The 21859-nt window shown below is 42.9% G+C and carries 20 protein-coding genes; 18 read left to right on the top strand and 2 right to left on the bottom strand.

Annotation, left to right across the window (positions count from 1 at the left end):
• Positions 1-283: 283 nt before the first annotated feature.
• Positions 284-1246, bottom strand: a complete 963-nt coding sequence (locus NMM13_RS02285) for an asparaginase (RefSeq protein ID WP_254727332.1) — start codon at positions 1244-1246, stop codon at positions 284-286.
• Between the two features lie 62 nt (positions 1247-1308).
• Here NMM13_RS02285 and NMM13_RS02280 point away from each other — a divergent pair, with 62 nt between their 5' ends.
• Complete coding sequence (locus NMM13_RS02280) at positions 1309-2709, top strand: Cof-type HAD-IIB family hydrolase (protein ID WP_254727329.1); 1401 nt, start codon at positions 1309-1311, stop codon at positions 2707-2709.
• 189 nt (positions 2710-2898) lie between these two features.
• Here the strand turns inward: NMM13_RS02280 and NMM13_RS02275 are convergent, their stop codons facing one another.
• Positions 2899-3351, bottom strand: a complete 453-nt coding sequence (locus tag NMM13_RS02275) for a universal stress protein (protein ID WP_201036767.1) — start codon at positions 3349-3351, stop codon at positions 2899-2901.
• Positions 3352-3558: 207 nt separating this feature from the next.
• On the opposite strand from NMM13_RS02275, the gene NMM13_RS02270 reads away from it, so the two are divergent.
• The 17 genes from NMM13_RS02270 to NMM13_RS02190 all read left to right on the top strand — a co-directional run bounded on the left by NMM13_RS02270 (position 3559) and on the right by NMM13_RS02190 (position 21847).
• Positions 3559-4773, top strand: a complete 1215-nt coding sequence (locus NMM13_RS02270) for a pyridoxal phosphate-dependent aminotransferase (RefSeq protein WP_003008537.1) — start codon at positions 3559-3561, stop codon at positions 4771-4773.
• A 338-nt stretch (positions 4774-5111) separates the two neighbouring features.
• Positions 5112-5900: a GTP-sensing pleiotropic transcriptional regulator CodY gene (codY, locus tag NMM13_RS02265; protein ID WP_003005668.1), complete on the top strand. Its 789-nt coding sequence runs from the start codon at positions 5112-5114 to the stop codon at positions 5898-5900.
• Positions 5900-6478: a cysteine hydrolase family protein gene (locus tag NMM13_RS02260; protein WP_254727326.1), complete on the top strand. Its 579-nt coding sequence runs from the start codon at positions 5900-5902 to the stop codon at positions 6476-6478. Before codY ends, NMM13_RS02260 begins: the two co-directional genes overlap by 1 nt.
• Before the next feature lie 112 nt (positions 6479-6590).
• Complete coding sequence (locus NMM13_RS02255; protein ID WP_254727323.1) at positions 6591-7814, top strand: glycosyltransferase family 8 protein; 1224 nt, start codon at positions 6591-6593, stop codon at positions 7812-7814.
• Positions 7801-8688, top strand: coding sequence for a glycosyltransferase family 2 protein (locus tag NMM13_RS02250; RefSeq protein ID WP_254727320.1), 888 nt, complete (start codon positions 7801-7803; stop codon positions 8686-8688). Before NMM13_RS02255 ends, NMM13_RS02250 begins: the two co-directional genes overlap by 14 nt.
• A 26-nt stretch (positions 8689-8714) precedes the next feature.
• Positions 8715-9998 carry an accessory Sec system glycosyltransferase GtfB gene (locus NMM13_RS02245; protein WP_254727317.1) on the top strand — a complete coding sequence of 428 codons (1284 nt, stop codon included), beginning with the start codon at positions 8715-8717 and terminating at the stop codon, positions 9996-9998.
• Positions 9995-11488 carry a glycosyltransferase gene (locus tag NMM13_RS02240; protein ID WP_254727313.1) on the top strand — a complete coding sequence of 498 codons (1494 nt, stop codon included), beginning with the start codon at positions 9995-9997 and terminating at the stop codon, positions 11486-11488. The genes NMM13_RS02245 and NMM13_RS02240 overlap by 4 nt, the downstream gene beginning before the upstream one ends.
• A gap of 119 nt (positions 11489-11607) precedes the next feature.
• Positions 11608-11910, top strand: a complete 303-nt coding sequence (gene gatC / locus NMM13_RS02235) for an Asp-tRNA(Asn)/Glu-tRNA(Gln) amidotransferase subunit GatC (protein WP_002884769.1) — start codon at positions 11608-11610, stop codon at positions 11908-11910.
• Positions 11910-13376 (top strand): Asp-tRNA(Asn)/Glu-tRNA(Gln) amidotransferase subunit GatA, encoded by a 1467-nt coding sequence (gatA, locus tag NMM13_RS02230; protein ID WP_254727310.1) that lies wholly within the window; start codon positions 11910-11912, stop codon positions 13374-13376. The genes gatC and gatA overlap by 1 nt, the downstream gene beginning before the upstream one ends.
• Positions 13376-14818 (top strand): Asp-tRNA(Asn)/Glu-tRNA(Gln) amidotransferase subunit GatB, encoded by a 1443-nt coding sequence (gene gatB, locus NMM13_RS02225; RefSeq protein WP_254727307.1) that lies wholly within the window; start codon positions 13376-13378, stop codon positions 14816-14818. Before gatA ends, gatB begins: the two co-directional genes overlap by 1 nt.
• A gap of 99 nt (positions 14819-14917) precedes the next feature.
• Positions 14918-15301, top strand: coding sequence for a hypothetical protein (locus tag NMM13_RS02220; RefSeq protein ID WP_254727304.1), 384 nt, complete (start codon positions 14918-14920; stop codon positions 15299-15301).
• Between the two features lie 137 nt (positions 15302-15438).
• Positions 15439-16482, top strand: coding sequence for a 2,3-butanediol dehydrogenase (locus NMM13_RS02215; protein ID WP_254727301.1), 1044 nt, complete (start codon positions 15439-15441; stop codon positions 16480-16482).
• 94 nt (positions 16483-16576) lie between these two features.
• Entirely contained in the window at positions 16577-17488 is a 912-nt protein-coding gene (locus NMM13_RS02210) for a DMT family transporter (RefSeq protein WP_003013343.1), read from the top strand.
• A 143-nt stretch (positions 17489-17631) separates the two neighbouring features.
• Entirely contained in the window at positions 17632-18720 is a 1089-nt protein-coding gene (locus NMM13_RS02205; protein ID WP_254727298.1) for a DUF4352 domain-containing protein, read from the top strand.
• Positions 18721-18865: 145 nt separating this feature from the next.
• On the top strand, positions 18866-20005 hold the full coding sequence (locus NMM13_RS02200; protein ID WP_254727295.1) for an amidohydrolase: 1140 nt from the start codon (positions 18866-18868) through the stop codon (positions 20003-20005).
• Between the two features lie 126 nt (positions 20006-20131).
• On the top strand, positions 20132-20959 hold the full coding sequence (locus NMM13_RS02195; protein ID WP_021153751.1) for an amino acid ABC transporter substrate-binding protein: 828 nt from the start codon (positions 20132-20134) through the stop codon (positions 20957-20959).
• 24 nt (positions 20960-20983) lie between these two features.
• Positions 20984-21847: a MetQ/NlpA family ABC transporter substrate-binding protein gene (locus NMM13_RS02190; protein WP_254727292.1), complete on the top strand. Its 864-nt coding sequence runs from the start codon at positions 20984-20986 to the stop codon at positions 21845-21847.
• Positions 21848-21859 lie beyond the last annotated feature (12 nt).

Here is a 21859-nt window from a genome sequence, read left to right as displayed (position 1 = left end):
TAAAAAGGGAGTGGAGTGGAAATTCTTTGGATTCCACTCCACTCCCTTTAAGATGGCATTTTACGGGCTTTGTATCTTGATGAATGCGACAGGACGAAGATGGATCGATACCATCCACCTGAGGAGTTAGTGAGTCGTGTAGGCAAGGCACCATAGTGCTTGCCGTTACACGAATTGAGCACGCCCTATATGCTGTGTGAAAAAGATAAATTCTCTTGTGAGCTTCGCTCCCCGCGACAATTTCCTATTTTCACTTGGCATTTTACGGGCTTTGTATCTTAGTTTACCCTTCGATATAGTCTTTGAGTTCTTGTCCTTTTAGGCCGGCATTGAGGGCGATGAGGAGTTTGATGCGCGCTTTGGGGGCATTTAATTCTTTGATGAAAAAGACACCTGCTTGATGGAGTTGGACGCCTCCTCCTTCATATGCGTAGACGGGTTCAGCGATTCCGTTGAAGCAACGGGATACTAAAGCGATTGGAAGGCCTGCATCTATAAACTCTTGGAGTTTATGTGCCGTTTCTTTAGGGATGTTTCCTGCTCCAAAGGCTTCGATAATGAGACCATCGAGCTTTGAAAGATCCAGCATGTCCAGCAGATCGGTTTTCATCCCTGCGTAGGTAGCAATGATCGGAACGAAACCGTCGATGGTATCGAGATCAAAGCGCACCCTTGGCTCGGCTGTTTTAAAGAAGAGGATTTCCTTTTTCATGACCAAACCTAGTGGGCCGTGGGTTGGTGTCTGGAAGGTGCTGACATTGGTAGTGTGGGTTTTGGTGACGTACTTAGCCGCATGAATTTCATCGTTCATGACGACTAAGACCCCTTTATCACGTGCTTTTGGATCGGCAGCCACTCGAAGGGCTGTCAGAAAATTATAGACACCATCGCTTCCTAGCTCATTGGAGCTTCGCATAGCTCCTGTAATGACCACAGCGATCTCTGGTAACTCCATGGTATCCAAGAAATAAGCCGTTTCTTCCAGCGTATCTGTCCCATGAGTGATGACGATGCCGTCGTAGTTGTGGGCTTCCTCTTTGATTTTATGATATAGAGCTAACATGTGACGGGGGGTCATTTGAGGGCTGGGAAGGTTGAAGAAGTCCTCTGAGGTGACTGCAATCCCTTCAATTGGTGAAGTAACTTGGGTCATGGGATTGACTTCATTGGTAATCACTGCCCCAGAGTCATCTGCCGCCATCGAAATGGTTCCTCCGGTATGTAGTGCTAAAATTTTCTTAAACATGTGAAGCTCCTTGGAATATGTGATATAATTTATTTTATCATAAAAAGAAAGAAACAGTAGACATGGAAATAAAAGCAGTCTTTTTTGATATCGATGGAACCTTGGTGAATGATAGTCGAGCGGTCCTCAAATCAACAGAAAAAGCTATTCAGTCTTTAAAGGAAGAAGGGATCTATGTAGGCCTTGCGACAGGTCGGGGACCGGCCTTTGTCAAACCGTTTATGGAACGCTATGGTTTTGATTTTGCAGTGACCTATAATGGTCAGTATATTTTGACCAAGGACCGCGTGCTGTTTACCAGTCCAATCGATAAAAAGAGCCTGCACCAACTAATTGACTATGCTCGGGAACACCGTAAGGAAATTGCTCTCGGTACCAAGGATGGGGTATTTGGTTCTCGGATCATGAGTTTTGGGATGAGTCCTATTTCAACCTGGTCCAGTCGGTTTGTGCCCCGCAAAATGGCCCGTACCGTCAGTCGAGGATTTAACAAAGTGGTCAGCAAGGTCGTCCCACAAGATCAGGACACCCTCTATGCACTAGCGCAAGAACCGATCTACCAAGTGTTGATCTTATCGAGTCCAGAAGAGACTGCAAAAATTGAAAAAGAGTTTCCGGATCTGAAATTCACACGGTCTAGTCCTTTTGCAGCAGATGTCCTCAACCCAGGGATTTCCAAACTAGAAGGGATCCGCATCGTTGGTCAGGAATTTGGCTTTGACATCGATGAAGTGATGGCTTTTGGAGATTCGGATAATGACTTAGAGATGCTTTCAGGTGTTGGCTTGTCCATTGCGATGGGAAATGGAACGACCAGTGTCAAAGCGATTGCCAAGCATACCACGACCAGTAATGGCAAGGATGGCATTCAAAAGGCCCTGCAACACTTTGGTATCCTCTCAGAGAAAGAACTCTTTCTTTCTAAGGATGATCACTTCAATAAGGTCAAAACCTTCCATGGTGTGATGGATGGAGAAACCCAGGAGAAACCAGTTGTTTGGCAACCTCAAGACGCCCTTTATCGAACCATGTTCAAGCAAGAGGAGTTGGTAGAATTTGTCCGAGCAGCTAGCACAAGTGAGGAAGAATTTGACCGCTCGGTAGCAGCTCTTCACCAAGCCTTGGATAAGGCTGCAGATAAGGTGCGTAGCAAGCATCCAGCTGAAATTTCCATGGTGGGACAGGTCGATGCCTTGATCGATACCCTCTATCTGACTTATGGTAGCTTTGTTCTAATGGGAGTGGATCCTGAAGAGGTCTTTGAGATTGTTCATCGGGCAAATATGGGTAAGATTTTCCCAGATGGAAGAGCGCACTTTGATCCAGTGACTCACAAGATTTTGAAGCCAGATGATTGGGAAGAAAAATACGCCCCAGAACCAGCTATCCAAAAAGAACTCGATCGCCAGCTCAAGGCCTACGAAAAACATGCAAAACAAAAAGAAGCAAAAAAAGACAACTAAAAAAGAGAGTGGGACAGAAATCGGTAATTCGTTAGAATTCGATTTCGTCGTCCCACCTCCGCACAGTTGAGTAGGGCTGTAAAAGCTGATGAAATCAGCGTAGTAGAGCCCACTCAACCACTGCGTCTTGCTCGACAATCCAAAGACAATTGAGAGGCTAGGACTTTTGTCCCAGCCTCTTTTTCTTTCTTACATGGTTTTATCCTTATCGCGCACCACTAGTAAGTCTACTTTGGCGTGGCGAAGGATGTATTCTGAGGAGGATCCGACCATTAAGCGTTCGAATGCATTGAGTCCAGTAGCACCGACCAAAATAAGGTCAACCCCTTCTTTGCTTGGGATATCATTGGCCAAGAGGACTTTTGGATTTCCCATTTCTACAACAGTCGCAATATTTTGAACCCCGACTTTTTCAGCACGTTCCTTGTAGCCTTTGAGCAATTCATTGGCTTCTTCTTGCAATTCTTCGTAGACTTCAGCATCAAAGGTTGAGACACTTTGAAGGGCACGGGTATCGATGACGTGGACAATAGTCAATTTAGAGCCGTTGCGAAGAGAAACATTAACCCCTTTTTCAAAGGCTAATTCTGCTTCATGGGAACCGTCGACGGCGACCATGATGTTTTCGTATTTTTGAGACATAACCCTACCTCCTTATAGCTTGAAAACATGGATAGAACAGAAGTTCTTCTATTCTTTATACACTTATATTTTATTCCTTTTAAGCTAGAATGTAAAGGTAAAGTCTCACTTTTCTGGTATATTTTTGCAGAATTTATAAAGTCCTCAATTTGTACTCTATTTGAACTAGTGGTATAATAGAGATAATTTCGTGAATCGAGGCAGAATATGAAGGAATATAATAAATCAAGCAAACTCGAACATGTCGCTTACGATATTCGTGGTCCAGTCTTGGAAGAAGCCATGCGCATGCGAGCAAATGGAGAAAAAATTCTTCGTTTGAATACAGGGAATCCTGCTGAATTTGGTTTTACAGCTCCAGATGAAGTTATCCATGATTTGATCATGAATGCGCGTGATAGTGAAGGCTATTCGGATTCAAAAGGGATCTTTTCAGCCCGCAAGGCCATCATGCAGTACTGCCAGTTGAAAAAAATTCCAAATGTGGATATTGATGATATTTACCTTGGAAATGGAGTGAGTGAGCTGATCGTCATGTCCATGCAAGGACTGCTCGACAATGGCGATGAAGTCTTGGTTCCTATGCCGGACTATCCTCTTTGGACAGCAGCTGTCAGCCTAGCTGGTGGGAATGCGGTTCACTATCTTTGTGATGAAGAAGCAAACTGGTATCCAGATATCGAGGATATCAAGTCGAAAATTACCTCAAATACCAAAGCCATCGTTGTCATCAACCCGAATAACCCAACGGGTGCCCTCTATCCAGATGAGATCTTGCTTGAGATTGTAGAGATTGCTCGCCAAAATAACTTGATCATCTTTGCGGATGAAATCTACGATCGCTTGGTCATGGATGGCGAAAAGCACACGGCTATTGCAAGCTTAGCGCCTGATCTTTTCTGTGTGAGTATGAATGGCTTGTCAAAATCTCACCGGATTGCAGGTTTCCGTGTTGGTTGGATGGTTCTGTCTGGTCCGAAGCATCATGTGAAGGGCTATATCGAAGGCTTGAACATGTTGTCCAATATGCGTCTTTGCTCAAATGTCTTATCTCAACATGTTGTGCAAACCTCTCTTGGAGGCTACCAATCTGTGGATGAACTCTTGCTTCCAGGTGGTCGAATCTACGAACAACGGAACTTTATTTACAAAGCCATCAATGAGATTCCGGGCCTCTCAGCTGTTAAGCCAAAGGCTGGATTGTATATCTTCCCTAAGATTGATCGGGATATGTACCGCGTGGATGACGATGAACAATTTGTTTTAGAATTCTTGAAGCAAGAAAAGATTCTTTTGGTTCATGGCCGTGGCTTTAACTGGAAGGACCCAGATCACTTCCGGATCGTTTACCTCCCACGTGTGGATGAATTGGCTCAAATTCAAGAAAAAATGACTCGTTTCTTGAAACAATACAAACGCTAATTAGTTAAAGGAGGCTGGGACAAAAGTCCTAGCCTCTCAATTGTCTTTGGATTGTCGAGCAAGACGCAGTGGTTGAGTGGACTCTACTACGCTGATTTCATCAGCTTTTATAGCCCTACTCAACTGTGCGGAGGTGGGACGACGAAATCGAATTCTAACGAATTACCGATTTCTGTCCCACTCTCTTTTTTTGTTTCATTCTATAAAATCCATGTTATCTCATCGCCATTTTTCTGAATTGTGCATAATTGTAGAAAAAATAAATAATTTTCAGATAATTTGATTGAAATTCTCACACTTATATGATATACTTTAGCTGACTATATGCGAGGTTTATTATGGCAAACTTATTAGAAAAGACACGTAAAATTACATCCATCTTGAAACGGACAGATGAACAGTTGCAAGCTGAGATGCCTTACAATGATATTGCCCAGCAATTGGCGGATATTATTCACTGTAATGCCTGTATCATTAACAGTAAGGGAACTCTTCTTGGTTATTTCATGCGTTACAAGACCAACAATGACCGGGTAGAAGCTTTCTTTCAAAATAAAAAATTACCAGAAGATTATGCCAAGGCGGCTAGTTTGGTCTACGATACAGAAGCTAATTTAGATGTGGACCATGATTTGAGTATCTTTCCAGTTGAAACCAAGTCTGAATTTCCTGATGGCTTGACCACTATTGCGCCTATTCATGTGTCTGGGATTCGGTTGGGTTCCTTAATCATTTGGCGCAATGATAAACAGTTTGCGGATGATGATTTGATCTTGGTTGAGATTGCTAGTACCGTGGTAGGGATTCAAATGTTGAACTACCAACGCGAGGAGGACGAGAAGAATATTCGTCGTCGCACAGCGGTGAATATGGCTGTCAATACCTTGTCTTACTCCGAATTGCGTGCCGTATCTGCCATCCTTAGTGAATTGAAAGGCAATGAAGGTCAGTTGACTGCTTCTATCATCGCAGATCGTATTGGCATTACTCGTTCTGTGATTGTCAATGCACTTCGGAAATTGGAATCTGCTGGTATTATTGAAAGTCGTTCACTCGGAATGAAGGGAACCTATCTCAAAGTGTTGATACCAGATATTTTTGAAGAAATTAAGAAAAGAGACTACTAATGGCTAAAGCATTAATTTCGATTGACTACACCGTTGATTTTGTAGCGGATGAAGGTAAGCTAACGGCAGGGGCTCCCGCCCAAGCCATTTCTGAGAGCATTGCTCAGGTGACCCAATTGGCCTTTGACCAAGGAGCCTATGTCTTTTTTGCCATTGATGCGCATGATGTAGACGATCCTTTTCATCCTGAAAGCAAGCTCTTCCCACCCCATAATATCATTGGGACTAGTGGACGTGATTTGTACGGCCCTTTAGCAGATTTTTATCGGGAGCACAAAGCGGATTCACGCGTCTTTTGGATGGACAAACGTCATTATTCTGCTTTTTCAGGGACGGATCTAGATATCCGCCTTCGGGAACGTCATGTGGATACCGTTATTTTGACGGGTGTCTTGACCGATATCTGTGTCCTTCATACAGCGGTTGATGCCTACAATCTGGGTTATCAGATCGAAGTTGTGGAACCTGCAGTGGCGTCGCTCACTCCTGAAAACCACCAGTTTGCTTTGAATCACTTCAAGCATGTCTTAGGGGCAAGTTTGGTAGACGATACACTAGCTGTATTAGACCAAAAATAAGAAACCGATGTAAAAGAGGTCATAGACACTTGTCTAGGCCTCTTTTTTGGGGCTTAGAAATTGTTTTCCTCACTTGAAAATGGTATTCTAATGAAAGAAAAAAGGGGAAGTTATGAGTAAAAAAGCTGTCGTGTTTTCAGCCAATCTGTCTTATATGGAAAAGTTGGAAACCGCTATGAAGTCACTGTGTGCCCATCAGGACCAGTTGAAAATCTATGTTTTAAATGAAGATCTACCAACTGAGTGGTTTACTATCATGAATCAGCGCTTGCGCCAGTTGGATTCAGAAGTGATCAATTGTCGGATGTCTCCCGAGCAATTCCAGTCCTTTTCGCTTCCAAGTGACCATATTCACTATGCGACCTATTTCCGTTACGCTATTCCAGAGATTGTGGAAGAAGAGCGAATCCTCTATCTGGATTGTGATATGATCCTTACACAGGATTTATCGCCTTTATTTGAGGTCGATCTAAAAGGTTATGGACTGGGTGCAGTGGTCGATAAGCCGACGACAACAGATGGTTTTAATGCTGGACTTTTGGTGATTGATAAGGCTTGGTGGCAAGAGCACCAAGTGACAGAGGCTCTTTTTGACCTCACTCGTGAGCATCATCAGCATGTTTATGGAGATCAAGGGATTTTAAATATGTATTTCAAAGATGCTTGGTATCCATTGCCTTGGACTTATAATCTACAAGTAGGATCTGATAAGGACCAGTACCTCTATGGGGACTTGGACTGGTATGAGGCCTTTCAAGGGATTCCTGCGGTCATTCATTACACCTCTCATAATAAACCATGGACCTCTAAACGTTTCAATCGTTTCCGCGATCTATGGTGGTTTTATTATGCCCTCTCTTGGGAGGAAATTTTGCTTCGAAAACCGATTTTGAAACAAACCTATCAAGATCTAGTGGGAACTTTTCCTTATCATGCCGGTATATATACCCATACAGCAGATATCCACGAGTTGGAGACGTTGTTAAAAGAGTTGCCAGATGTCGCGATTCATGTCCTTGCCCATAGTCATTTTGGTTTTAACTTGGTGCAATTGGAACGCTACCCTAACCTCTTTCTTTATCCCTCTTTTGATCCCTTGACCAGTCGAAAAGTCCTAGAAAAATTGGATTTTTATTTGGATATCAATCCCTATGATGAGGTCGATCAGATAACGCAAACGATCAATCAACAAGGTCTCCCTATTTTTTCTTTTGAAGGAACCAATCATGTGGAGAATGGTGAGAATCAGGTGTTTAGGGATGACCAGGTGCAGGATATGGTGACAGCGATTCGTGCTTATTTAAAGAGAAATGAGAAGAAGTATGGAAGCAAATGAAGTAGTCAGTATTATCATTCCCATCTATAATGTAGAAGCTTATTTGAGGCAATGTTTGGAGACGGTTATCCATCAGACTTACCCGAATTTAGAGATCATATTGGTCAATGATGGTTCGCCAGATCAGTCAGAAGAGATCTGTAAAGAATTTTTTAGGAAGGATGCGCGCATCCGCTACGTCCGCCAAGAAAATGGGGGCTTATCCGCTGCCCGCAATACAGGGATTGAGTTAGCGACTGGAGATTACATCACTTTTATTGATCCAGATGACTGGGTGACGGAGGACTATGTAGAAGTGCTCTATCGCCAACTGAAGAAGTATGATGCGGATGTCTCGGTAGCCAACTATAACCTCTATGATGACAGTAGTAGCAAATACTTGATCAAGGTAACGGACGATGATTATTCAGAGACCCTTTATGAGGGGCGAGCAATTATGGACCACGATGCCATTCAGGAGACCAGAGATATGGCCTGGGCGTGTGCCATGATGAAACTCTATAAGCGTGGTTTATTTGAAGGACTTCGTTTTCCGGTCGGAAAAAATGTTGAAGATAACTTTCTCATGTACAAGCTCTTCTTAAAAGCCAATCGGGTGGTCCATACGGAGAAATGTATTTATTGGTATCGCGTGGGTCGTTCAGATACTCTGTCCCAGGTTTGGACAGAAAAGCGGGTACTCGATGAGATGGAAGCCAAGCAAGAAAAATTGGCTCTTCTTGGGATGTTGGGCTATGATCTGACCTGGCACCGCTATATCTATAAAACGCGGTTGAAACGGGCTCTTGAAAAACTAGAAGAAGCTGGCTTGCAAGAGTCAGAAACCTATGAGCGCGTGGTGATCAACCTCAGTTTCGTTGAAACCATGGACTAAGAACTTATTGATGAGAAAGGATCAGCATGTTCATTATTGCATCAGAGCAGACCAGAGAGCTGGATCGTTTGCGAAAATTATTGGACACACTTGGCCAGCCCTACCGTGTGTTTGTGACCAATTTGGAAACAGATATAGCTGAACAGACAGAGAGTCTGGCGACCTTTTTTACCCAAAAAGACCCGGCATCAAAAGTTGGGAACCCTTTATTTTTCAATGATCTAGAAGTTCCAGAATTATGGGAATGTTGGACGCTTGGGATCACGACCTATCTTTTTGATGGGGAGGAACGTCGTGCCAATGTGGTTTTGCGAGGGGATATCTTGTCACGAACGGTTGACAGAGTAGAGTGGTTTGGTCAGGGAGAAGAGATCGCATCTATTGATTTCTACAATCGCTATGGTTGGAGAAGCAAACAGAGTCTCCTTACGGAAACTGGTCAACCATATTTAGACATTTATTTGAACCGTCAGCAAGAAGAAGTCCTGCTTCATTATATTTCGCAAGGGATCTTTTTGTATCAACCCCCTAAAGGACGGGATCATCTGTATGCTAATAAAGAAGAGCTTCAAAAAGCTGTTCTGAAACAAGTCTTGCCGGAAGATGAAGCCATCCTTTTGATGGATCAGAGCTTGCTAGCTTTTGTGAAAGAGATACCAAAGGAGCGACTAGCCTACTGTGCTCGTGAAGCTCATGCTCTAGATGAGATCAAAGAGCAGGTTGGCCAGATTTTGTTGGTAGAAGATGGCATTTTGAGTGAGAAAAAAGACGGAATCACGGCTCTGTCGGGGCTAGTAGATGTGGAGCAGGAAAGTTTTCAACCAGAAGCCCTGATCATGACGGCTTCTCAAGAGGTCGAAGGCTTATCTAGCCTGGTCCATCAATTCCCACAAGTGACCTTTCATATTGCAGCCTTAACAGCCATGGGTCCGAAATTAACAGATTTAGTGGCTCGACCAAATGTACGCCTCTATCCAGGGATTTCGCTGGGGAATTATGAGAGTTTATTAGCTAGATGTTCTATTTATCTGGATTGCAACCAAGGTGAAGAAGTGATGAACAGTAGTATACGTGCTCTTGAAAATGGGCTAGTCTTGTTTGGTTTAAAGAGCACGGTGCACCAGGAAGCCTATAAAGAATTGAGCACGATTACCGATACAGTCGAAGAAATGAAACAGCAACTAGAAATATTGTTCCAGCATCCAGAGGCCTTCAAAGAAATGTTAAGAGAGCAAGTGCGGATCTTGGAACTGCCAGAAAAAGATGCTCTAAAAGAGATCTTTAAGCGATTAGAGGGAGGAACAGCATGACCATTTATACCTTTAATCTATTAGTGGGATTTGAACCCAATGGGGTCGATGTTGCACAAGCCTCTCGGGCAAAGATGCTCCGGAGTCTAGGAGTGGCAGCGAAGTTTGTCTTTACCACTTGGCCCACTCCAGAAAAATTGGCCTATTACCTCTCTTTGGGGCATCGGGATGAGGAGTTGCTTTTTGCTCATTTAGGCTTTACAGATCAACAGACTACAGTCCCTCAAAAGACGGTGGGGGCCTTGCAAATGGAGTTTCAACTGACTCGTCTAGATGTTGTTGAAAAAACGGAAAGAGCCATTCGCTACCAATTTGCGGATGAAAACGCCCTGACCTTTCATCTGGATCCCTATCATCCAAACTGTGTCCGCTACGTAGACTATCTTTTGGCTGGAAATAGGATCAAGCGAGAGTATTATGGAGCTTGTAAACTTGCTACAGAGTATTTTCAGTATGGTAGTGTTCTCAGACGAACCTATCACCATCAAGATGGAAGTATCGCCTTTGAAGAATTGAAGTTAGGTGGAAGCTGGCTCTATAAACTGGGACCTGAGATTTTGACCAACCATACAGAAGTGATGAGGCGTTTTCTGTCGAAACTTTCGCTCAAAGAAGGGGATCTGATTCTGCTTGATCGGGCTTCGCGCATGGATTTTGCCCGCCCTTTGTTGGAGAAAGATAATCCTTCCAAGCTCGCCATGGTGTTTCATTCGGAGCATGAATTTGAAAATGGCCATCTCAACTATGAGTACTATTATGTGTTCAAGTATGCCAAACGCTTCGATTACTTCATCACGGCAACGGATCTTCAAAAAGAAGTCTTGGAGCAGACACTTGCCAAACAAGAATGCCAAGGAATTCCGATCTATAGTATTCCAGTGGGGCATCTAGAAGAATTGACGGAATCACAAGGAGATAGACCTCCCTTTAGTGTGATCACAGCTTCCCGTTTGGATCCAAGAAAACGCATCGATTTGGCCATTCGAGTAGTGGCTCAAGCACAGAAACGACTCCCAGCCCTTCAGCTTGATATTTATGGGAAAGGTGGCGAAGCGGACAACTTGCGACACCTGATTCAGGAGCTTGAAGCGCAAGACTTTATTCATCTACGTGGTCATGCGGATCTTAAGCAGATTTATCCTTGCTACCAAGCCTACCTCACCACTTCTCAGTGGGAGACCTTTGGATTGACCTTGATGGAGGCGGCTGGAGCAGGGTTAGCCTTGCTCGGCTTTGATGCTCGTTATGGCAATCCAACTTTTATAAAAGAGGGTGAAAATGGCTTTTTGGTACCTTATAGCGAGACAGTGCCCGAAGAACAATTGGTCAAAGAGTTGGCAGACAAGCTGGTCCAGCTCTTTGAAAGTGACCTTGCACCATTTCATCAGGCTTCTTATGACTTGGCTTCTTGCTACCTCGCATCTCATGTCCAGAAACTCTGGAAAGAAACTCTAATAGAGATGGGACAATTAGGCGAAAAAGCAATATAAAATGAAGAATCTGTAGCGACAAAAAAGTCCTACAGATTTTTTCTAAGGCAAGCAAATTGAGCTAAATTATGGTAAAATAGAGGGTATTGAAAAATCATCAATTCACGAAAGGAAGCAAGATGAAAATTACGCAAGAAGAGGTAACCCACGTTGCCAATCTTTCAAAATTGAAATTCTCTCCAGAAGAGACAGCTGAGTTTGCGACAACCTTGTCGAAGATTGTCGACATGGTGGAATTGTTGGAAGAAGTGGACACAACCGGTGTAGCCCCAACAACGACTATGGCTGATCGTAAGACCGTATTGCGTCCGGATGTTGCTGAAAAAGGGACAGACCGTGACCGCTTGTTTAAAAATGTACCTGAAAAAGATAACTACTACATCAAGGTGCCAGCTATCCTAGAAGATGGAGGAGATGCCTAATGTCATTCAACCATAAAACCATTGAAGAGTTGCACGACCTCCTTGTCTCTAAGGAAATTTCAGCAACCGAATTGACTCAAGCGACACTTGACGATATCAAGGCGCGTGAAGAAGCAGTCAATGCATTTGTGACGGTGGCTGAAGAAGCGGCCCTTGCACAAGCCAAGGCCATTGATGAAAAAGGAATCGATGCAGATAATCTTCTATCAGGGATTCCATTTGCAGTGAAAGACAACATCTCTACTGACGGCATCTTGACAACTGCGGCCTCAAAAATGCTCTATAACTATGAGCCTATCTTTGATGCGACAGCAGTTGCTAACGCCAAAGCTAAAGGTATGATTGTTGTCGGAAAAACCAACATGGACGAGTTTGCCATGGGTGGATCTGGTGAGACTTCTTACTATGGACCAACCAAGAATGCTTGGGACCACAGCAAGGTGCCTGGTGGATCTTCTAGTGGTTCAGCAGCTTCTGTCGCTTCAGGACAAGTCCGTTTGTCCCTTGGTTCAGATACAGGTGGTTCTATTCGCCAGCCTGCTGCCTTCAATGGGATTGTTGGACTCAAGCCAACCTATGGAACAGTTTCTCGTTTCGGTCTCATTGCCTTTGGTAGCTCACTCGACCAAATTGGACCGTTTGCTCCAACCGTTAAGGAAAATGCGCAATTGCTTAATGTGATTGCCAGTGCAGATGCCAAAGATTCAACTTCTGCACCTGTTCGTGTAGCAGACTTTACTTCTAAGATTGGTCAAGACATCAAAGGGATGAAGATTGCCCTTCCGAAAGAATACCTAGGGGAAGGAATTGACCCAGAAGTCAAAGAAACGATTCTTAATGCAGCTAAGCACTTTGAAAAATTGGGAGCAACTGTCGAAGAAGTCAGCCTGCCTCATTCTAAATACGGGGTTGCCGTTTACTACATCATTGCTTCGTCTGAAGCTTCATCAAACTTGCAACGTTTTGACGGGATTCGTTATGGTTTCCGTGCGGAAGATGCTAAGAACTTGGATGATATCTACGTGAACACTCGTAGCCAAGGCTTTGGTGATGAAGTCAAACGTCGGATTATGTTGGGAACCTTCAGTTTGTCATCTGGTTACTACGATGCTTACTACAAGAAAGCCGGACAAGTTCGTACCCTCATTATCCAAGACTTCGAAAAAGTCTTTGCGGATTACGACCTCATCCTTGGTCCTACAGCTCCAAGCGTGGCCTTTGATTTGGATTCGCTTAACCATGATCCGGTTGCCATGTACTTGGCGGACCTCTTGACCATTCCAGTTAACTTGGCAGGTCTTCCAGGGATTTCGATTCCTGCAGGTTTTGCTCAAGGTCTTCCAGTTGGTTTGCAGTTGATTGGTCCGAAGTATTCGGAAGAGACCATCTACCAAGCTGCAGCTGCCTTTGAAGCAACAACGGATTATCACAAGCAACAACCCCTTATTTTCGGAGGTGACAATTAATGAACTTTGAAACAGTCATCGGACTTGAAGTCCACGTTGAATTGAATACAAACTCAAAAATTTTCTCACCAACCTCTGCTCACTTTGGGAACGAGCAAAATGCCAATACCAATGTGATCGACTGGTCTTTCCCAGGGGTGCTTCCTGTCTTGAACAAGGGTGTTGTGGACGCTGGGATCAAGGCTGCTTTGGCCCTGAATATGGATATCCACCAGCACATGCACTTTGACCGTAAGAACTATTTCTACCCTGATAATCCAAAAGCTTACCAAATTTCGCAATTTGATGAGCCAATCGGATACAACGGTTGGATTGAAGTGCAATTGGAAGACGGCTCAACCAAGAAAATCGGGATTGAACGGGCCCACTTGGAAGAAGATGCTGGTAAGAACACCCACGGAACAGATGGCTTCTCTTATGTAGACCTCAACCGTCAAGGAGTTCCATTGATTGAGATCGTATCTGAAGCAGACATGCGTTCTCCAGAAGAAGCCTACGCCTACTTGACAGCTTTGAAAGAAGTCATCCAATACACTGGCATTTCTGACGTCAAGATGGAAGAAGGATCGATGCGGGTGGATGCCAACATTTCTCTTCGCCCCTACGGTCAAGAGGAATTTGGTACCAAGACGGAGTTGAAGAACTTGAACTCTTTCTCCAACGTCCGTAAAGGTCTTGAATACGAAGTGGAGCGTCAAGCGAAAATCTTGCGTTCAGGTGGTGTCATTCGTCAAGAAACACGCCGTTATGATGAAGCCAACAAGAGCACGATCCTTATGCGTGTCAAAGAAGGAGCAGCGGATTACCGTTACTTCCCAGAACCAGACCTTCCATTGTTTGAAATCTCAGATGAGTGGATTGAGGAAATGCGCATGGAGTTGCCAGAGTTTCCAAAAGACCGCCGTGCTCGCTATGTGGCAGAGCTTGGCTTGTCTGACTATGATGCCAACCAATTGACAGCGACGAAAGTCACTTCTGACTTCTTTGAAGCAGCCGTAGCCCTTGGTGGAGATGCCAAGCAAGTGTCTAACTGGCTCCAAGGTGAAGTGGCTCAATTCTCGAACGCAGAAGGTAAAACGCTGGAAGAAATCCAATTGACACCAGAAAACTTGGTGGAAATGATTGCCATCATCGAAGATGGAACCATCTCCTCTAAGATTGCCAAGAAAGTCTTCGTTCACTTGGCGAAAAACGGTGGCGGTGCGCGAGAATACGTCGAAAAAGCTGGCTTGGTACAGATTTCAGACCCTGAAGTCTTGATTCCAATCATCCACCAAGTCTTCGCAGACAATGAAGCAGCCGTAGCCGACTTCAAGTCAGGTAAACGGAATGCTGACAAGGCCTTCACAGGCTTCCTTATGAAAGCAACCAAAGGCCAAGCCAACCCACAAGTAGCCCTCAAGTTACTTGCTCAAGAATTGGCGAAGTTGAAAGAAGATTGATAGAAAAAGAACCAGCCGAGAGGTTGGTTTTTACTATCCATAAAATTGTGTTAGAATAGGAAAGACCATTACATATCAACTAGCATTAGGAGGAGTCACATGAACAAATTTTTAAGAGTTTTATTTATCCTAGTCATTATCGCTATGTCTGGAGCGATTATCTTCCAGTTATTCTTTCCATCCTATATGGGCAATCATTCGGGATATGGTATTTCTGTCGGTTGGCAACGGGAGATTGGGATTTGGAATATGGCAGTCCTTGTGATCTTGATTGCCGTCAATCTCAAATACGATTGGTTTTATCTTCGGACGGTACTAGTGGCCTTGATCATCGGTGGGCTTGGAATTGGGACCAATCATCTTTTCAGTTATTTTCACTATCATCTGCCGGTCAATGGGATTGGTGCGCTTGAAAATTATCTCCTTGTCCTTGGTTGGATTGTGGGCTGGAGAATAGAGAATTCACGAATCAAGAAGAGGTAAGAAGGAGCAGGCGAAGGGCGGCTCTTTTTTCATCTTCAGTTTTTTCTTGACAAAGTTTGTGAAAAGGCTTACAATGGATTTGTTGAGTTTCCTGAAAAGGAAAATGCAAATCATGGAAATATAAAGGAGATTATCCTATGGCTACTATGAAAGCAGCTCGCTGGCATGCAGCAAAAGACGTTCGTATCGAAGAAGTGGAAGTACCTGAAGTACAACCACATCAAGTAAAAGTGGCAGTTAAGTTCACAGGGATCTGTGGGACGGACTTGCATGAATATTTGGATGGACCGATCTTCATCCCAACTGAAGAACATGTGTATTCTGGTCAAAAAGCACCGGTTACTTTGGGACATGAATTCTCTGGTGAAATTGTAGAAGTCGGAAGTGATGTGACTCGTGTCAAAGTTGGGGATCGCGTGACGATTGAACCAATTTTGGCAAAACATAACCTAATCGGTGACTATAACCTTGATCCAAACTTGAACTTTGTCGGCCTTGCTGCAGATGGTGGTTTTGCCGAATATTGTGTCCTTGACGGTGATCTTGTCCATGTGATTCCAGATAGCTTGAGCTATGAACAAGCTGCGCTTACAGAACCTGCAGCTGTTGCTGTTTATGCCGTTCGTCAATCTGCATTGAAAACTGGGGATACAGCCGTTATCTTTGGCTTGGGTCCAATCGGTCTTTTGATTGTTGAAGCCCTTCGTGCAGCAGGAGCATCAAAAATCTATGCGGTTGAATTATCTCCTGAACGCCAAGCGAAAGCGGAAGAATTGGGAGCAATCGTTGTTCGCCCAGAAGAAGGAGAAACAATTGTCGAAGCCATCCATCGCTTGACAGGTGGTGGAGCAGATGTTTCTTATGAAGTGACTGGGGTTCCAGTTGTTTTAGGTCAAGCCTTGGCAGCGGTTCATAAAGCTGGGGAATGTATGGTCGTATCTATCTGGGAACGTGAAGCTAGCATCAATCCAAATGAATTCGCTATCCAAGAAAAATCTCTCAAAGGAATTATTGCCTACCGTCATATCTTCCCTAAAGTGTTGGAATTGATGGAACAAGGCTACTTCTCTGCTGAAAAATTGGTTACCAAGAAAATTAAATTGGAAAATATTGTTGAAGAAGGATTTGTTGAATTAACACAAGATAAATCTCAAATCAAGATCTTGGTTCAACCTGAATAAGCGAATAAATTTATATGAAATATATGAGGCTGAAACGTTTCGTTTCGGCCTTTTATGATACAATAAAAGTAAGGAACAGATTTAGGAGGGGACTATGTCAAAGACGATGAAAGGAACACTCATGACCTTGATCGCTGGGATCGCTTGGGGACTATCCGGAGTTAGCGGGCAATATTTAATGGTTCATGGATTTTCGGCTATTGAGTTAACAAATCTCCGTTTGCTTTTTTCTGGAATTGTCCTTATTCTTCTTTCCTACGTTGCAGATAAGGAGAAGTTTTTGGCCTTTGCCAAAGATAAATCTTCCTACCTTCCCCTTCTTATTTTTGCCTTTTTAGGATTGTTATTGACTCAGTTGACCTATTTAGAGGCAATTGCTGAAACCAATGCTGGGACTGCTACGGTGTTACAGTATCTCTGTCCAGTGGGAATTTTAGCCTATACCTGTATCATGGATAAGGTGGCCCCTACACTAGCAGAAGTGTTTTCGATGCTTCTAGCGATTGGTGGCACATTCTTAATAGCAACCCATGGTCAACTCAATCAATTGGCCATCAATCCCAAAGGTTTGGCTTGGGGAGTGGTATCAGCATTTGCCTATGCCCTTTACATCATTCTACCTCTGAACTTAATTCAAAAATGGGGAAGTATGCTGGTGATTGGAGTTGGGATGACTATTCCAGGAATCCTAATGCTCCCTTTTAGTGGCCTTCTCTCTTCTTCTGGAAACTACAGACTCGATACCTGGATGGCCCTTTTTGGCTTGGTGGTGATTGGGACGATTTTTGCCTATACAGCCTTTCTGAAAGGAACCTCTTTGGTAGGAGCCGTTAAAGGAAGCTTGCTGGCGTCCTTTGAGCCTGTTTCGGCAGTTTTCTTTGCCTTTGTCATTATGAAGGAGCATTTTTTTATGGTTGATGTGATTGGGATGGCCATGATCCTCCTTGCAGTTCTCTTGATTTCCCTCAAGGATTTCATGATTCAAAAAGAAAAAGGCATCCTGTAAAATCAAAACCAATCATATTTTAGTAAAAAGGTTGAGACGAAGGTCTTAGCCTTTTTATGACAGGGAAGAGTTATCACTATATAGCGTATACATAGATAGAAAAAGATGTTAAAATAGAACAAAACTTTTTTAAGGAGATGAGAATGAAAAAGATTTTTAAATGGACCCTATTTGCTGTGGCGACTTTGAGTCTAGTAGCTTGTGGCACCACTGGTCAAAAGACAAATTCGCAGCAATCAAAGACGGAAAAAGCGGCGAAAAGCTCAGCATCTGACGGTCAAGTAGAGCTGAGCCTAAAAGGAGGGCAATACATCAAACCGCCTGTCCTCAATGACTCAGAAGACGGCACTTATTTGGCCCTTCAATTAGAATTTAAGAATGTTTCCAAAGAATCTATCAACGTGTCAGATTCAGATATCACCATCTACGATGCGGAGAATAACAAGGTCAAATTGCAGTCAGGGATTTATGACCAAACGGAAGCCTTCCAATTGCTCAAGAGTGATCAGTTGGCCCAGGATAAAAAAATGACCGGCTATATCGTCTTTCCAGTCGAAAAAGGCAAAAAATACGAAGTGCAGTATGAACGAAAAACCTATAGCTCTGATAAAAAAACGAAGCCTCTAAAATTTGTGGTGGATTCTTCTCAGTATGAGGACAAGGTGGAAGCTTCCACCCTTCTAGCTGATGAATACATCAATCAAGTTTACTTTAGTGGCCAACGAAAGGTCAAAAAGGATAATGCTTTTGTTTTGGGAACTGATTTGAAAAAGGAAGCCAGTGATTTCCGTGCGAAATTTGCGGCTGATTTTACCCGTCAATTGCATGATTACCAATTCCCAGAAGAAGAAGTGACCCAGTTTATCGATGCTTATGAAAAGGAAAATGCAAAGCGCGCTAAATTAACCTATAAGGTTAAACAATATCTCCCGGACAAGGTGGTCATTAGTCTAAATCCTGAGACTGTCAGCATGGAAAAGACGATTTTAAACCACATGCAGACCTTCTATCAAGAACATCGGAAAGATTATTCGAGTATCATTGAGGCCAATCAGGCTCAAAACAAAGCCTATAGAGAGGAAATGATGGCTTCTCTTGCAGATCGCCCCTTGACGACGCCGGATCGGTACGACTACCAGTTGACCTTTGTTAAGAAAGATGGCAAATGGGAAGTGGAAAAAGCCTATAATAGTGATAGCTTTATGGAAAAATTCGAGGGAAATCTTTCTTAATGCGGAATTTGGCACTCCTAGAACGTGAATCTAGGAGTGTTTTTATCTATAGTTTGAAACTATATCAAAACCCAAGAAACAGGAATTAGACGGAAACACCTATTAGTGATAGAATAATTTTAAGTTTGAAAGGAGATGAAGGCTTGTGTCTTTTTCTTATGAAGAGTTAGCAGAGATTCGCCACTATATCCACCAACACCCTGAATTGTCTGGTCAAGAATACCAGACAACCGCCTTTCTAAGGGAACGTTTGGAAGAGTTGGGGATTCGTATTTTAGAGAGTGGGTTAAAAACTGGTCTGATTGCAGAAATTGGATTTGGTAAACCAGTGGTGGCGCTACGTGCAGATATCGATGCTCTTCCAATTTTGGAACAAACAAATCTGCCCTACCAAAGTCAACATCCAGGTGTCATGCATGCTTGTGGCCATGATTTTCATCAAACCAGTCTTCTAGGAGCAGCAGCTCTTCTCAAGGAAAAAGAAGACCTGCTGGAAGGGACAATACGCTTGATCTTTCAACCGGCAGAAGAAATTTCAGAAGGTGCTTCTGACGTTTTAGCAACAGGACTGTTGGAGGATGTTCAAGGAATTATTGGTTTTCATAATATGCCTCAGCTAAAAGCAGGACAACTTGCTTTGAATGCTGGAGCTATGATGGCAGGGGTAGAGAAATTTAAGGTCACCGTAACAGGGGTTAGTAGCCATGCTGCAAGACCGGATTTGGGAGTTGATACGGTAACAGCCGTCACAACCATGGTTCAGAATGTACAATTATTAATTTCACGGACCATTTCTCCCTTTGAAACAGCTGTTTTATCGATAACGCATCTAGATGTGGGTTCAACCTGGAATGTACTCCCAAAATCAGGCTATTTTGAAGGAACGATTCGCTCCTTTAATCCGAGTGTGCAAAGAGAGTTGAAGGAACATTTCATTTCCATCATTCGTCATATAGCAAAAAGCCTGGAAGTGGATGTGGCTTTTGAGTGGGGAGTGACCCCGCCTGTTACCTTTAATGATGAGGAATTGACCAAAGTCGTTTGGGAAGCTTCACAAGACTTGGCTGAGGTGCTTCCAGCAAATCCATCTACAGCTGGAGAAGACTTCGCCTTTTACCAAGAACGAATTCCTGGAGTCTTTGCCTTTATCGGTTCAAATGGAGAGCCGGATGCGCCAGACCTCCATCATGATCACATGACCATCGATGATGCAGCCTTTGAGGTGTCGGTTCCCTATTATGTTGAAAATGCGCAAGCTTTATTGCGGTATTTCAAAGAAAAATAAGTGTGATAAAGAAAAACTATCACCTCCATAAAAAATATATATTAGGCAAGTGAATGCTTTTCTGATAAAATAAAAAAATACTTTTAAAATGGCGTTTTATGTGCCTGAAACGAATAAGGAGATCCTATGAATCTAAAAAAAGTGATTAAGTATTCTGCTTTAGGATTAGTTGCAGTCCTTGCAACCAGTGCTTTAGTAGCATGTTCATCTGGTAAATCAGCCAGTGGTAAGAAAACCATTGAAGTTGGGACTGTTGGAACAACCAAACCATTCTCTTACGAAGAAAAAGACGGCAAGCTAACCGGTTATGAAATCGAAGTTTTGCGTGAAATCTTCAAAGGTTCAGACAAATATGAAGTAAACTTTAACAAAACAGAGTGGTCTTCCGTCTTTGCTGGCTTAGATAGTGACCGTTTCCAAATCGGTGCCAACAACATTAGTTACTCAAAAGAGCGGGAAGAAAAATACCTCTATCCAAATCCATATGCTCGTAATCCATTAGTGTTGGTCGTACCAAAAGATTCTTCTATTAAATCGTTGGATGACATTGGTGGCAAGAAAACAGAAGTTGTTCAAGGAACATCTACTGCTAAACAATTAGAAGATTACAATAAAAAACATTCAGATAATCCAACTAACTTACAATACACAGATGGAACCATTCAAACCATCATGGCTAATTTAGCGGATGGTCGTACAGATTACAAGATCTTCGAACGGATCTCAGTAGATACTATCATTCGTGATCAAGGCTATGACAACTTGAAGGTTATCGAGCTTCCAAGCGACCAACAACCTTATGTGTATCCAATTATTGCAAAAGAAGATAAAGACCTTCAAAAATTTGTCAACAAACGTATCAAGGAACTCTATGACAATGGAACCCTTGAAAAACTGTCTAAAAAATACTTTGGTGGAGTTTATCTACCAGAAGCAAAAGATATTAAAGAATAATATATAATTAAAGGAGACTTCAAAATGAAATTGAAAAAAATTCTTGGTTTAACAGCTCTTGCAGCTATTGCAACATTTGCTCTTGCAGCATGTGGTTCTTCAAAATCATCTAGCAAAGATGGTGAAACAACTGTAAAAGTGGGTGTTATGACTTTGAGCGACACTGAAAAAGCTCGTTGGGATCAAGTTCAAAAGAACTTGGATGACGCTAAAACAGGAATCAAATTGGAATTCACTCAATTTACAGACTACTCACAACCAAACGTGGCTGTAAAAGATGGTAGCGTGGATATCAATGCTTTCCAACACTACAACTTCCTTGATAACTGGAACTCTAAAAACGACAATGCCCTTGTTGCAGTAGCAGATACGTACATCGCTCCAATCCGTCTTTACTCTGGTACAGAAAACGGTAAAAACAAATACACTTCAATTAAAGAAATTCCTAAAGGTGGAACAATCGCTGTACCAAATGACCCAACAAATGAAAGCCGTGCCTTGTATGTCTTGCAATCAGCTGGTTTGATTAAATTGGATACCAAAGATGGTCAATTGGCAAACGTGTCAAACATCAAAGAAAATTCAAAAGATTTGAAGATTTCTGAATTGGATGCTTCACAAACACCATCTGCTCTTCCATCAGTAGATGCTGCAGTCATCAATAATACCTTCGTTCGTGAAGCAGGCGTTGATTTCAAAAAAGCTATCTATGTTGAAAAGAAAGACAACAACTCAAAACAATGGTACAACGTGATCGCTGCTAAGAAAGATTGGGAAAAATCTGATAAAGCAAAAGCAATCAAAGAAATCATCAAAGCCTATAACAAAGACAATGTGAAGAAAGTGATCGAAGAATCTTCAGAAGGAATGGACCAACCAGTCTTCTAAGATTTGATCTCA

It is taken from the genome of Streptococcus sp. CF8_St5-11, assembly GCF_024295625.1.
GTDB lineage: Bacteria > Bacillota > Bacilli > Lactobacillales > Streptococcaceae > Streptococcus.
The sequence above is the reverse complement of the archived record's forward strand: the minus strand, read 5'-3'. Positions and strand labels throughout refer to the sequence as shown.